Source organism: Amycolatopsis sp. NPDC021455 (genome assembly GCF_040640995.1).
Lineage (GTDB): Bacteria > Actinomycetota > Actinomycetes > Mycobacteriales > Pseudonocardiaceae > Amycolatopsis.
On the sequence record NZ_JBFACT010000039.1, the window covers coordinates 12,697 to 25,172 of the forward strand.

Consider the following 12,476-nt stretch of genomic DNA (forward strand, 5'->3'; position numbering starts at 1 on the left):
CCTCACTGTATTGAAAACAGTCCGACTGCATTGGAGTCATCATGCCATCACCCGCCGACGCCTTCCTGGCCGAGATGCTGCCGCGGCAGATCTCCGCCGAACGAGCCATCCACGACGGAGACGCCGGTCCCCGCGACACGACCTGGTCCCACGCCGACCCCGTGAGCCTTTTCGGGGCCTGGCTGCCGGTCCGGACCGGCTGGGCCGACGTCAGCGAAGCGTTCAAGCGCGTCGCGGCCCAGTTCTCCGAGTCGCGCGAGTACCGCTTCGAGGTCGTCGCGGCCGGCGCGAGCGGCGATCTCGCCTACACGGTCGGCTTCGAGCACAGCACCGTGTCGGTCAACGGCGAACTCAAGACCTACACCCTGCGCGCCACGCACGTGTACCGACGCGAAGACGGCGAATGGAAGATCGTCCACCGCCACGCCGACCGGCCGCCGGACGAACCCGAACCCGGGGAGACACTCACCGGGACCCACTCTCGGTACGCCCGGTGACCGACCGGGCGACAAACCTTCGACACCGGATCGAGGCCCTGGTCAGAGCCCCGGGCGGTTCGTAGGGTGAGTCCACCGCAGGACGTCGTGTCAGCCGTCCCGCGGGCGGTGGCGGCCCCGGATCCGACCTTTCCCCGAAGCCAAGTCCGGGGCACCACCGCGAAGCTCAGCTGATCGTCCCGCTCTCCCACCACCAGCTCTGCGAGCCGTACGCGTACTCGACACGGCTGTCGACGTGCTGGTGCGCGTCCGACAGGGTGTAGCGCTCCAGCCCGGAGAAGCCGCAGGCCTCGGCGAGGACGTAGACCTGCCGCGTGCTCAGCCCGCTGACGTAGACGTCGGCCGCGACACCGTAGAGGTGCATGCTGTTCGACGCACCGCCGACGGACTGGTTGTGCGCGATGCTGCGGAAGCCCGACGAGATCGTGATCGCCCGGCCGCCCGCCTTCTGCCGCAAGGCTTCCAGCTTGTACATGAGCCGCCGGACGTTCTCCTTGACCGTCGCGGCCCCGGCCTTGCCGCCGTCGAACCCGGTGCCGTCCTTCGACGTGAACTCGCCCCACTCGAAGTGCGCGGTCGAACCGTCGGCCGACTCGAGGGCGTCGAGCGCCGCGAAGTCGTCGGCGTCGGCGACACCGGTGGCGGGCAGGTGGTTGGCGGACTGGAACCGCGTCAACGCGGCGGCCGTGCCGGGGCCGAAATCCCCGTCGACGGCGACGTATGTCTGCTTTGGACTGTCGGCGGCCCAGCCCGCGACGCGGATCTGCAGTTCCCGCACGGCGGCGCCGGTCGAGCCCGAGCGCAGCGACGAAGGCCAGGCGTAGGCCGCGGCGACGCCGGGGAACGCCGCCATCGCGGCGACACCACCCGCCAGGACGGCTCCGGTCTTGAGCAAGGTTCGGCGGTCGAAACGGGACGGACTCACGGATGCCTCCGGACGTTCGGCGACGGGGTCCACAGCGGACACCGGGCGGCCAAAGTTCCCCCAACACCCCGGCCGCGCAGACGTCACTTCCACCCCCGGTCGCCACTGTCGCCGTGAATTTTCCACAGATTTACATACATACACCATGTATGTAAGCTGCCCGGCATGACGAACCGAAGCGAATCCTTGGGTCGAGAGCACCGGGTCCGGCTGCCCGCCGGCGAAGTGCGGTACTTCGAGCGGGGCTCCGGCGCCCCCGTGGTGTTCGTCCACGGGGTGCTGACGAACGCCGAGCTGTGGCGGAAGGTGGTGGGCGACGTGGCCGCGGCCGGGTTCCGGTGCCTGGCCCCGGATCTGCCGCTGGGCGCGCACGAGCTCCCGATGCGCGCGGACGCCGACCTCTCCCCCGCCGGCAACGCCGACGTGATCGCGGACTTCCTCGACGCGCTCGACCTGCGTGACGTCACGCTCGTGGCGAACGACACCGGCGGCGCGCTGACGCAGATCCTGCTCAGCCGCCGCCCGGAACGGGTCGGGCGGGTGGTGCTCACTCCGTCCGACTGCTTCGAGTACTTCTTCCCGCCGATCTTCAAGCCGTTGCCGCGGCTGGCCCGGATCCCGGGTTCGATGGCGGTGCTCGGGCAGTTGCTGCGCATCCGCGCGCTGTACCCGCTGCCGTTCCTCTTCGGCTGGGTCGTGAAGCGGCCGCTGCCGGACGCCGTCGCCCAGGCCTACCTGGCGCCGCTGCGGAAATCCGCCGGCGTCCGCCGTGATCTGCGCAAGCTGCTCCGGGAAGTGCACCCGCGGCACACCCTGGCCGCCGCCGAGGCCCTGCGCACGTTCGACCGGCCGGTGCTGCTCGTCTGGGCGCCGGAGGACAAGCTGTTCCCGATCCGGCTGGCCCACCGGCTCGCCGCCCTGCTGCCGGACGCGAAACTCGTGGAGGTGCCGGACTCCTACACCTTCCTGTCCGAGGACCAGCCCGCCGCGCTGGCCCGCCACGTCGTCGGGTTCGCGGGCGTCATGGCAGATTAGGCGGGTGCGACGTACCCAGCAGGACCGTTCCGCCGGCACGAAGGCCGCCTTGGTCGCCGCCGCGCGCGAACTGTTCGCCGCCCGCGGCTACCAGGCGGTTCCGGCGGACGAGATCACCCGCGCGGCCGGGGTCACCCGGGGCGCGCTCTACCACCACTACGCCGACAAACAGGGCTTGTTCCGCGCCGTCGTCGAAGAGCTGGAACGCGAACTGACCGAAGAGGTCGGGGCCGCGTTCGCCGGGGCCCCGGACACGCTGACCGGCATGACGAGCGGACTGGGCGTGTTCCTCGACGCCTGCCTGCGCGAGGAGATCCGCCGCATCTCGCTCACCGACGCCCCCGCCGTGCTGGGCTGGGAGACGTGGCGGGAGATCGAGGCGGAGTACGGCCTCGGGCTGCTCGTCGACGCGCTGGAGCGGGCCAGGGCGGACGGACTGATCGTCGAAACGCCCGTGCGCGCCCTGGCCCAGCTCGTGCTCAGCGCGGTGATGGAAGCCGCGAGGATGATCGCCGCGGCGGACGACCCCGCGCGGACGCGGGCCGAGGTCCAGCAGGTCCTCGCCGGCTGGCTCTCGAGCCTCCTGCGGACCTAGCGCGTCCGGTAGGTGCTGAGCACCCCGGCCCCGACCTGCGTGCTCGACACCAGCCGCAGGTCCGCGGGCGCCGCGCCGTCGAAGAGCCGGCGGCCCTGCCCGGCCAGGCTGGGGAACACCAGCAGGCGGTATTCGCCGACCAGGTCGTGTACGGCCAGTTCCCGCGCGATCCCGACCGAGCCGATGACGACCAGGTCGCGCTCCTCGCGCCGGACCGCTTCGACGAGATCTCCTTGCAGCAGCGAGGAGTTGTGCCACGCGGTCACGTCCGTCAGCGTCCGCGACGCGACCAGTTTCCGGGCCGCGTTGAGCCGGTCGGCGAACTCGCCCGTCCGGCCCGGCCAGAGCTTCGCGAACAGCTCCCAGGTGGTGCGGCCGAACACCAGGGTCCCGGTGTCCAGCAGCGAGCCGAGCCGGAACTTGTCCCCGGCCACCGCCTCCGGCCCGTGCCGGAACGCCCAGCCGCCGGCGGGCGTACCGCCGGAGCCGTCCGGGTCGTCCACCACTCCGTCCAGGGTGACGAACTCGACGACGATCACGCCCATGGCTGCTCCCGGTGCTTCGGCGCCGCGCCCCGGTGGCGCGGCTGCACCGGTACCTACCGGCGGCGGCCGCCGGATTCATCGGCCGCCGCCGACAGGATCACGCCGTGACGAGCGAGAGGCCGTAGGTCTGCAGGATCTCGTTCACCGGCTGGAACCACGTCTCGCCGCCGGAGCTGCAGTTGCCCCAGGTGCCGGAGGTGACACCCTGCGCCTGGTCACCGGTGATGAAGGAGCCGCCGGAGTCGCCGGGCTCGGCGCAGACGGTCGTGCGGGTCAGTTCGTAGACCGCGCCTTGGGAGTAGTTGACGGTCTCGTTGAGCCCTTCCACGACACCGCAGTGCCAGTGCGTGGTCGAGCCGGAGCGGCACACCGACGTGCCGGGCGGCGCGACCCAGGACCCGCGGACGAGCGCGTCGCTGACCGTGCCCCAGCCCAGCACGACCGGCGCGGTCCACCAGCCGCCGCCGATGCGGATGAACGAATAGTCGTTGCCGGGGAAGGAAGAACCGGCGAACGTGCCCATCCACGAGCCGTCCCAGCCGACGACCGAGCTGCCCACGCCGCCGCAGTGGCCGGCACTGACGAAGCCGCCCTGCACGGAGAACCCGATCGAGCAGCGGGTGTTGCCGTTGATGTAGTACGGGTCGCCACCGACAGTGCCCGCCGAGACCGGCTCGGCGGCCGGCGCGGTCGCCACCGTGACCGGCCCGGCCTTCCTCGCCCTGGCCAGGAAGGCGTCGACGTCGGCGCCGTGCGCGCCCGGCCGGAGGGTGACCACGACGCTGCCCGCCCGCGGGTCGGCCCGCCAGCCGCTGACGGCGGCCGGCGCGGGGCTCGCCTTGGCGGAGGCGTCGATCGCGGCCTTCGCGGCGTCGAGCTTCGCCGCGCTGATCCGGGCGGTCACGGGTTCGGCGCCGGCCTGGCGGACGGCGGCGGCCGCGGCCTGGTCGGTCACGCCGACCACGAGCTTGCCGAGCGCGGGGTCGAACCACGCGCCGCCGAAGGCCGGACCGGCGGCACGCTGCGCGGCGGGCAGCACCCGGGTGGCCGTCATCTCCTGGGTCAGCCGGGCCGACGCCTGGGCGGCGGTCAGCCCGAGATCCCGCTGCATCGCGGCGATCAGGCCGGGTGACGCCTGCGCGGCGGCGGGAGTCAGCGAGGCGGAAGCGAGTGACGCGGTGAGGACGACGGCACCGCCGAGGGCCGAGGCGATTCTTCGACGCATGGGGACTCCTCCAAGGCCGGGGGAAAGAAACACACCGTCCGCCGAGTGTGCGGGCTTGCCCTCGGTTGGTCCAGACCATGTCCGGTCTTCTGTCCGGAGTCTGCCGGGCACCGAATGTGCCCGTATTTACCGATCGGCGGACACGACACCGTCCGGCCACCGGAGAAACAGGTGGCCGGACGGTTCCGTGCCCGAATCAGATTTCGACGACCCGATAGGCCGTCACGCTCGCCGGGACGAGCAGCCCGCCGGAGCATTCCGCGATCGCCGGGCCGAACCCGTAGGGCACCGGCGTCCCGGCGACGAACCAGTAGGCGCTGCCGCTCGCGCACTGGGCGATCACGCGGTACCCGTAGCCGGTGCCGGGAAAGCAGCTGACCGAAATGCCCTGGCCGAAGAGGATCCCGTAGCGCTCACCGAAGCAGCCGGGTGGCGCGAAATCGCCGCCGGCCGCGGCCGCCGACCCGACCGAAAGACCGAACAGGGAAAACACAGCGATCGCGAGAACCGCAATTTTCCTTCGCATGACCCACTCCTCAACGCGCCAGAACCCCGACGTCGCCGAGCGTAGAAGTGCGCGAGAATTACCGGCAATTCATCGGGCCAGTGAATCCGCGCGCAGCGGAAAGTCACGACACTGCTCCATCCGGGCTAGCCGGTGCCCTTCACCGATCGTCAGCGGGCGAACGCGGTCAGGAAACGGTCGCGGAAGGAGTCCATCTTCCAGATCGGTGCCTGCGCGCCGGGGTGGAGGCCCTCCTGCCAGCCCCAGCCGGAAATCCGGTCCAGCACCTTCGGGTCCTTCGCCACGATGGTGATCGGCACGTCGTGCACCGCGCCCTGCGGGGTGACCACCGGCGGCTGGTGGTCGCCGAGGAACACGAGGACCAGGTTGTCGTCGCCGTAGTGCTGGACGAAGGAAATGAGCGTCTTCAACGAGTAGTCGATGGCGTCGCGGTAGGCGTCGCGGATCTTCGCGGGGTCTTTCCAGACCGACTCGGGCGCCTCCCCCGCGGCCGGCTGGGGATTGAAGACCGACCCGTCGCCGACCTGGTTCCAGTCGACCAGCCAGGGCCGCGGCGACCACGGCGCGTGGCTGGAGACGAGGTCGACCTCCGCCATCACCGGCTTGGGTCCCGCCTTCGCGAGCTCGGTGCGCTGCAGCATCGACATCGTGAACTGGTCGGGCATGGTGGCGTAGGCGTACCCCGGGCCCTGGTAACCGACGTGGTGGGCGTCGTAGTAGGCGTCGGGGTGGTAGAACTTCTGCCCCTCCGGCCAGTCCTTCGTGTGGGCGGGCACGTCCCAGACGGTCTTCCAGCCCGCCCGCTGGAACGCGCCGCCGAGGGTGAACCGGTCGCTGGCGAGCAGGTCGTTGTACCGCTGCTGGTTGTCGATCCACATGCCCGACTGGACGGTCGAGTGCGCCAGCCAGCTGCCGCCGCCGAACGTCGAGGACGAGAGGAAGGCACTGCGCGCGCCGACGCCCGCGGCGCGCAGCTCGGCGGTGCCCGCGTCGAGCGTCGCGCCGATCTTCGGCGCCATGCCCGGGTCGTCGAGGGCGATCCGGCCGTAGCTCTCCACGAAGGTGAGGACGACGTTCTTGCCGCGCAGCCCGTTGAGCAGCTGGTCGCCGGGGGTGGCCCGGAACGCGTCGGTGGCGGCCACCTCGCCGAACGGCCGCTGGTCCCGCAGGTCCGCGCGCACCTGGCGCAGGTCGCCGTAGGCCAGCGCGGCGGCGCTCTGCGCGGCGACCGGCTGCCCCGGCGCGATCTCGACGTCGAACAGGGAGCAGACGATCCAGATCACCCCGAGCACGGCCACGACCCGGGTCGCCCCGGTCCGCCGCCCGGCGGCGATGCGGCTCAGCCGCAGCATGGCGAGGACCATGAACACGACGACGGCCACCGCGAGCACCCCGGCGCCGACGAGCGCGGCGACGGTGGCCGCGTCCCCGATCTGCCCGGCGAGGAACTCGACGCCGGCGCGGAAGAAGCTCCAGTCGTAGATCGGGTCGAACGGCTTCTCCAGCGTCGCGTAGAAGCCGGTGTCGAGGGCCTTCAGCAGGGTGAGCAGCCCGAGGACCAGCCCGACGGCCACGGCGACGACCCGCCGCGCCCGCGGCGGCAGGACCAGCACGAGCACGGCGACGATGAGGCCCTCGACCGGCACGCGCACGAGCGCGGCGGCGGAGAACGACGAGAGGTCGTCCGGCGCGAGGAGACCGAACAGCACGAGCAGCGCGGCCAGCACGGTCAGGACGCGGCCGGCGAAGACCTGCCGCCGCTCTCCTGGCCGCGACAACCCGAAGTCGGGCAGGACCACGCCCCGGTACGGGGTGCGGCGGGTGAGCCGCCCCAGCGGCAGACCGGTGTTTCCAACCATGGCGAGCCTCACGTCGTGGTGCACGGTGTCCGCCGGTCCCTGCGGCGGGACGGCGATGCGTCACCCGGTTATACGGGCCGCGGCGGCCCGCGGTTCACGCGCCACGGCGCCCGGTACCCCCGCCCGCGGAGTTCAAACCACGCGCACAGGCCGTTCCCTCGCAGAACCGCCGAAATCCCCGTACCAGGTGAAGGAGCGTTGCGCGGCTCCGCCCGCGGTGTTCCCCTCGAGGGGTCCGAAGATCAGTTCCGAAGGGAGGCCGATGGCGATGAACCTGTTCGACAAGGCGAAGGAAGCACTCGGGAAGCACCCGGACGAGGCCGGCCAGGGCGTCGACAAGGTGGCCGAAGCCGCCAAGCAGCGCTTCGGCGACCACGCCGACAAGATCGACCAGGGCTCGGAGAAGGTGAAGGACTTCCTTCGCGAGCAGGGTGGCGGGCAGCAGGACGCACCGCCGCGGTGATCCGCAGCCGGTGACGCCCAGCCGTCCGGAGGAACTTCGCTTCACGCCTCCTCCGGCTGGGTACCACCGGCACCGTGGTCGCCACCTACCTCGTCCCCGTCCGGACCGCCCTCCTCCTCTTCCCGCTCGTCGCGCTGGCCGTCATGCTCCCGGCCGCGTTCGTCAGCTACCGCCGCCGCGGCCGCGCCGGCGGGTGGCCGACGTTCGTCTTCTACGCGTTCCTGTTCTACCTGCTGGCGATCGCGACGCAGACGGTCTTGCCGCTGCCCGCCGACCCCGGGTACTGCGCGGCCCACACCTACGCCAGCTCTCCGCAGCTGAGGCCGTTCTACTTCGTCGAAGTGGTTTCCCAGCGGGCCCGCGGCCACTGGAGCCCCGGCGCGCTGCTGCACAACCCGGCGGTCTGGACCACGGCGTTGAACGTCGTGATGCTGGCGCCGCTCGGCTTCTACGTCCGGTATGCCCGGCGGATGCGGCTGGTGCCCGCGACGCTGGTGGGCTTCGGCGTCTCCCTGTTCTTCGAACTGACCCAGCTGACCGGCCTGTGGTTCGTCTACCCGTGCCCGTACCGGCTGTTCAGCGTCGACGACCTGCTGCTCAACACCGCGGGCGTGGTCGCGGGCTGGCTGCTGGCCGGACCGCTCGGACGGCTCCTGCCGTCGCCGGAACCGGAGCACGACCGGCGCCGCTACGCCGCCAAGGTCACCTTCACGCGACGACTGTTCGCGCTGGTCACGGACCTGCTCGGGTTCGCCGCGCTGCTCGGGTTCCTCTTCGGCCTGCTGACGCTCTTCGGCGAGGACCCGCACCACCGCGACACGCCGGTCGCCATCCTCGCCGTCGTGTGGTTCGTGGTGCTGCCCGCCGTGACGGGGTCGACGCCCGGCAAGCGGGCGATGCTGCTGCGCGTGACGCGCCGGAGCGGCCGGCGGGCCGGGCCGGTCGCGCTGCTGGTCCGCAACGGCGTCCTGTTCTCGCCGCTCTGGATGACCTGGCTGGTGGTGGACCTGGACCACTGGGACCTCGGCCGGCACCCGGAACAGCTGCTCCTGCCCGTCGCGCTGGCGGTCGCGGTGTTCGTGGTCGGCGTCTGGACGCCGCTGGCGGTGCTGCTCGACGACGAGCACCGCGCGCCCTACGAGCGGCTGACCCGCACGGTCAACACCGCCATCGTGCCGCCGGGCATCGCGCCCGCCGAGCCGGCGGCCGAACCCGCGCGGCCCCGGGAAGTCCTTAAAGGACGGTGAACGGCACCGCGCTGCCCAGGCCCGGCGGCGCTGGTAGATTGCGGGCGGAGCAGGTTGAGCCGCCAGCCCGCGTCCCCGTCCCCGATTCTGGAGCCCTGTATGACCACCGACGCGACGCGGCCCCGCACCCGGACGTCCGCACTCCGTGCGGGCGAAGAACCATGACAGCCTCCGATACCCGTGTCGACGGGCCCGGATCCGGGCATGAAGAAGGAGAGGGCTCTTCTTCCGGGTCCACCGTGGCGAAGGAGGCGGACGTGAAACTGCGCGCGATCCGGCACGAACTCGGCATCTCCGCCGAGCTGACCGAGCTGGCCAAGGTCCGCCAATGGGTCCGCACGGTCCTCGGGGGTCTCCCGGCGAACATCGTCGGCACCGCGGTCATGGTGGTGGACGAGCTGACGTCCAACGCGCTGCGCCACGGCCGCGCGCCCTACCACGTCCGCCTGCTCACCGGTGCCGCGAAGCTGCGGATCGAGGTCGAGGACGCCGGCGGCGAGCCGGCCCGCCGCCGGGCGCCGTCCGAGCAGGGCGGCCGCGGGCTGCTGCTGGTGGAGCGCTGCGCCGCGGCGTGGGGCCAGCTGCGCCGGGCCGGCGGCAAGATCCTCTGGGCCGAGCTGACCACCGACCAGGACGCGGCCGGCGCCCACGGCTGACCGGAGGTCACGAGCCCGCTCTCCTGGCGAGCGCCGACGGCCACCAGACGCGGCGCCCGACGTCGACGGTCAGCGCGGGCACGAGCAGCGACCGGACCAGCAGGGTGTCCAGCAGAACCCCGAAGGCGACGATGAACGCGATCTGCGCCAGGAAGAGAATCGGAATGACGGCGAGCGCGGAGAAAGTGGCGGCGAGCACGACCCCGGCCGAGGTGATCACCCCACCGGTGAGCGCCAGCCCGCGCAGCGTGCCCTCGCGCGTCCCGCGAACCAGGGCTTCCTCGCGAACCCGGGTCATCAGGAAGATGTTGTAGTCGATCCCCAGCGCCACCAGGAAGACGAACCCGAACAGCGGCACACCCGGGTCGGCACCGGGGAAGCCGAGGACGTGGTTGAACACCAGCGCCGACACCCCCATCGTCGCGGCGAACGAGAGCACCACCGTGGCGATGAGCAGCAGCGGCGCGAGCAGCGACCGCAGCAGCAGAGCCAGCACGGCGAAGATCACCAGCAGCACGATCGGGATGATCATCGCGCGGTCGTGCGCGGACGTCTGCTGCGTGTCCAGCTGGATGGCGGTGGGGCCGCCGACCTTCGCGTGCGCGCCGGGCACCGCGTGGACGGCGTCGCGCAGCCTGCCGACGGTCACGACGGCCGCCTCCGAGTCCGCCGGATCGTCGAGCACGGACAGGATCTGCACCCGGCCGCCGACCACCTTGGGCCGTCCGTCCGGGCCGGGCAGCGGGAAGGACTGCGCCACGCCGTCTATTGCGGACGCTTTCAGGACGGCGGGCAGCGCGCCGGCGTCGGCTGTCGTGACCGCGGGCGCGCCGAGGCCGCCGGGGAAGTGGCGGCCGAGGATTTCCTGCCCCGTCCCGGATTCGACCTGGTCGAGGAAGACGTCGGACTGCGCCGTGCCGGAGGCCTTGAGCTGCGGCAGGAACGCGACGCCGATGCCGAGCACGAGCGCCGTCACCACCCAGACCGTGCGCGGGCGGCGGCCGACCAGGCGCGACACGCGGCCCCAGACTCCCGTCGTTTCCGGGTGCGGCGAGCCGAGTGCGGGCCTGAACGGCCAGAACGCGGCGCGCCCGCACAGCGCCAGCGCCGCGGGCAGAAACGTGGTGGACGCCAGCAGTGCCGCGCCGATGCCGATCGCCGCGACCGGGCCGAGACCCTTGTTCGAGTTGAGGTCGCTGAACAGCAGGCACAGCACGCCGAGGATGACGGTGCCCGCCGAGGCGGCGATCGGTTCCAGCGTCGCGCGCCAGGCGAGCTTCAGCGCGTCGAACCGGCTCGGCGTGTCGCGCAGCTGTTCACGGAACCGCGCGACCAGCAGGAGCGCGTAGTCGGTCGCCGCGCCGAACACGAGGATCGAGAGGATGCCCTGGCTCTGGCCGTTGAGCGCGAGGACGTCGTGGTCGGCCAGCAGGTACACCACGAGACTGGCCAGCCCGAGCGCGAACACCGCCGAGAGCAGCACCAGGAACGGCAGCAAAGGGCTGCGGTAGACGGCGACGAGGATCAGCGCGACCACGCCGCCCGCGACGAGCAGCAGGATGCCGTCGATCCCGCCGAACGCCTTGACCAGGTCCGCGATCTGCCCGGCGGGCCCGGTGACCAGCACGGTGAGCCCGGCCGGGGCACCGGCGAGCCGGGCGCGCACCTCCTCGACGACGTCGGCGGGGTTGCCCTCGGCCAGGATCGGCACGGCCAGCTGGACGGCCTGGTCGTCGCGGGGAGCCTGCTCGGGTTTGCCGAGCGGGCCGACAACGCCGGGCACACCGGCCAGTTCCCGGGCCTTCGCGTCGAGGAACCGGCGGTCTTCGGCGGTCAGGCCGGTCGTGCGTTCGGCGACGACGGTCGCCGGCAGCACCTGGCGCGGGCTGAACGCCCTCTGCTCGTCGGAGACCTCGGTCGCTTCGGCCGAGTTGGGCAGGAACGCGGCGTTGTCGTTCTTCGCGACTTCGCTGAGCTTGCCGGCGAACGGTCCGCCGAAGCCGCCCAGGGCGAGCCAGGCGACCACGAGCAGCGCGGGGATGAGCCAGCGGAGGCGGCGCGGGGTCTCGTTCATGGTCGCTAAGGTCCCTTCCAGCGTGAACACGACCAATTGTTCAGCAAGCTGAACATTCTGCACGATGACCCGGAGTGACGGTGAGCACAACCCCCGAACCCGATCTGAGCACCTGGCCCACCGGCAGGCTGCTGGCGGTGGCGGCACGACTGGCGGAGCAACGCTGGGTGGCCGTCCTCGACGGAATGGGGCTCACCCACGCGGGGCTGATCGCCCTGCACACCCTGCGCGACGGCCCGCTCCCCCAACGATCGCTGGCCCAGCGCTGCCAGGTGACCGACCAGACGATGAGCCGCACGCTGGACCGGCTGGCCAAGGCCGGGTTCGTCACCCGCACGCCCGATCCGGCCGACGGCCGCCGTCACCTGACCCGGCTGACCGAGCGCGGCCGGGCCGTGCACGAGCAGGCCGTGCGCGCCGAACCCGACGTTCTCGGCGGCGTCGACGACGACGCCTTTCGCGCCCGGCTGCTGGACCTGATCACGCGGCTGTCCGCGGGCGATTGAGCGGCCGCGAGGCTGGGTAGATCTTCTTTCATGTGGATCGCGGTGAGCACCCCAGTGGCCGTCCTGATCACTACCGTGCTGATGGAGCGGTTCGAACGACGATGCCGCCTGGTGGCCGACGCCGACCGCGAGCGCGTGCCCGCCACGAGGTAGGCGCGATCATGATGTGATCCACGTCTCATTTTCCTCCACGGAGAACCTGGGCGCGCCCGCCGGCGACCGACAGAGCAGATCCGGCGCGACGGACCGGGTTCGAGGGAGGAGAACACCATGCGTGGCACGGCAAAAGCGACACGGGCGACCGCTCAGCGGCGGCGAAGGGG

The 12,476-nt window shown here is 71.8% G+C and carries 13 protein-coding genes; 7 read left to right on the forward strand and 6 right to left on the reverse strand.

Annotation, left to right across the window (positions count from 1 at the left end; translation table 11 throughout):
- The first annotated feature begins 41 nt into the window (after positions 1-41).
- The gene (locus tag AB0G28_RS32195; RefSeq protein WP_361097595.1) at positions 42-497 is read left to right on the forward strand and encodes a nuclear transport factor 2 family protein; all 456 of its coding nucleotides are present in this window, start codon (positions 42-44) and stop codon (positions 495-497) included.
- A 166-nt stretch (positions 498-663) separates the two neighbouring features.
- On the opposite strand, the gene AB0G28_RS32200 is transcribed toward AB0G28_RS32195, so the two are convergent.
- Positions 664-1,422, reverse strand: coding sequence for a D-Ala-D-Ala carboxypeptidase family metallohydrolase (locus tag AB0G28_RS32200; protein WP_361097598.1), 759 nt, complete (start codon positions 1,420-1,422; stop codon positions 664-666).
- A gap of 165 nt (positions 1,423-1,587) precedes the next feature.
- On the opposite strand from AB0G28_RS32200, the gene AB0G28_RS32205 reads away from it, so the two are divergent.
- Together AB0G28_RS32205 and AB0G28_RS32210 are read left to right on the forward strand one after the other, a co-directional pair.
- Positions 1,588-2,457 carry an alpha/beta fold hydrolase gene (locus tag AB0G28_RS32205; RefSeq protein ID WP_361097601.1) on the forward strand — a complete coding sequence of 290 codons (870 nt, stop codon included), beginning with the start codon at positions 1,588-1,590 and terminating at the stop codon, positions 2,455-2,457.
- A gap of 4 nt (positions 2,458-2,461) precedes the next feature.
- Positions 2,462-3,052, forward strand: coding sequence for a helix-turn-helix domain-containing protein (locus AB0G28_RS32210; RefSeq protein WP_361097604.1), 591 nt, complete (start codon positions 2,462-2,464; stop codon positions 3,050-3,052).
- Here AB0G28_RS32210 and AB0G28_RS32215 read toward each other — a convergent pair.
- From AB0G28_RS32215 to AB0G28_RS32230, 4 genes are all read right to left on the reverse strand, one after another.
- On the reverse strand, positions 3,049-3,597 hold the full coding sequence (locus AB0G28_RS32215) for a dihydrofolate reductase family protein (protein WP_361097607.1): 549 nt from the start codon (positions 3,595-3,597) through the stop codon (positions 3,049-3,051). The two genes, AB0G28_RS32210 and AB0G28_RS32215, sit on opposite strands and share 4 nt — an antisense overlap.
- Before the next feature lie 97 nt (positions 3,598-3,694).
- Positions 3,695-4,822: a S1 family peptidase gene (locus AB0G28_RS32220; protein ID WP_361097610.1), complete on the reverse strand. Its 1,128-nt coding sequence runs from the start codon at positions 4,820-4,822 to the stop codon at positions 3,695-3,697.
- A 196-nt stretch (positions 4,823-5,018) separates the two neighbouring features.
- Positions 5,019-5,348: a hypothetical protein gene (locus tag AB0G28_RS32225; RefSeq protein WP_361097613.1), complete on the reverse strand. Its 330-nt coding sequence runs from the start codon at positions 5,346-5,348 to the stop codon at positions 5,019-5,021.
- A 149-nt stretch (positions 5,349-5,497) separates the two neighbouring features.
- A complete protein-coding gene (locus tag AB0G28_RS32230) occupies positions 5,498-7,207 on the reverse strand; it encodes a sulfatase (RefSeq protein ID WP_361097616.1) in 1,710 nt (569 codons plus the stop codon).
- A gap of 268 nt (positions 7,208-7,475) precedes the next feature.
- On the opposite strand from AB0G28_RS32230, the gene AB0G28_RS32235 reads away from it, so the two are divergent.
- The 3 genes from AB0G28_RS32235 (at position 7,476) to AB0G28_RS32245 (ending at position 9,573) form a co-directional block, all read left to right on the forward strand.
- Positions 7,476-7,670, forward strand: coding sequence for an antitoxin (locus tag AB0G28_RS32235; protein WP_361097774.1), 195 nt, complete (start codon positions 7,476-7,478; stop codon positions 7,668-7,670).
- A 74-nt stretch (positions 7,671-7,744) separates the two neighbouring features.
- Positions 7,745-8,917 carry a VanZ family protein gene (locus tag AB0G28_RS32240; RefSeq protein ID WP_361097619.1) on the forward strand — a complete coding sequence of 391 codons (1,173 nt, stop codon included), beginning with the start codon at positions 7,745-7,747 and terminating at the stop codon, positions 8,915-8,917.
- Between the two features lie 257 nt (positions 8,918-9,174).
- The gene (locus AB0G28_RS32245; RefSeq protein WP_361097622.1) at positions 9,175-9,573 is read left to right on the forward strand and encodes an ATP-binding protein; all 399 of its coding nucleotides are present in this window, start codon (positions 9,175-9,177) and stop codon (positions 9,571-9,573) included.
- Between the two features lie 7 nt (positions 9,574-9,580).
- Here the strand turns inward: AB0G28_RS32245 and AB0G28_RS32250 are convergent, their stop codons facing one another.
- Positions 9,581-11,647, reverse strand: a complete 2,067-nt coding sequence (locus AB0G28_RS32250; protein WP_361097625.1) for an MMPL family transporter — start codon at positions 11,645-11,647, stop codon at positions 9,581-9,583.
- A 74-nt stretch (positions 11,648-11,721) separates the two neighbouring features.
- Between AB0G28_RS32250 and AB0G28_RS32255 the strand changes: the two genes are divergently transcribed.
- On the forward strand, positions 11,722-12,153 hold the full coding sequence (locus tag AB0G28_RS32255; protein WP_361097628.1) for a MarR family transcriptional regulator: 432 nt from the start codon (positions 11,722-11,724) through the stop codon (positions 12,151-12,153).
- Positions 12,154-12,476: the final 323 nt, after the last annotated feature.

Excerpts from the sequence above, each read along its gene's own strand:
- AB0G28_RS32195 (WP_361097595.1), top strand. The coding sequence starts at position 42 with ATGCCATCACCCGCCGACGCCTTCCTGGCCGAGATGCTGCCGCGGCAG.
- AB0G28_RS32205 (WP_361097601.1), top strand. The coding sequence starts at position 1,588 with ATGACGAACCGAAGCGAATCCTTGGGTCGAGAGCACCGGGTCCGGCTG.
- AB0G28_RS32215 (WP_361097607.1), bottom strand. The coding sequence starts at position 3,597 with ATGGGCGTGATCGTCGTCGAGTTCGTCACCCTGGACGGAGTGGTGGAC.
- AB0G28_RS32220 (WP_361097610.1), bottom strand. The coding sequence starts at position 4,822 with ATGCGTCGAAGAATCGCCTCGGCCCTCGGCGGTGCCGTCGTCCTCACC.
- AB0G28_RS32225 (WP_361097613.1), bottom strand. The coding sequence starts at position 5,348 with ATGCGAAGGAAAATTGCGGTTCTCGCGATCGCTGTGTTTTCCCTGTTC.
- AB0G28_RS32230 (WP_361097616.1), bottom strand. The coding sequence starts at position 7,207 with ATGGTTGGAAACACCGGTCTGCCGCTGGGGCGGCTCACCCGCCGCACC.
- AB0G28_RS32235 (WP_361097774.1), top strand. The coding sequence starts at position 7,476 with ATGAACCTGTTCGACAAGGCGAAGGAAGCACTCGGGAAGCACCCGGAC.
- AB0G28_RS32250 (WP_361097625.1), bottom strand. The coding sequence starts at position 11,647 with ATGAACGAGACCCCGCGCCGCCTCCGCTGGCTCATCCCCGCGCTGCTC.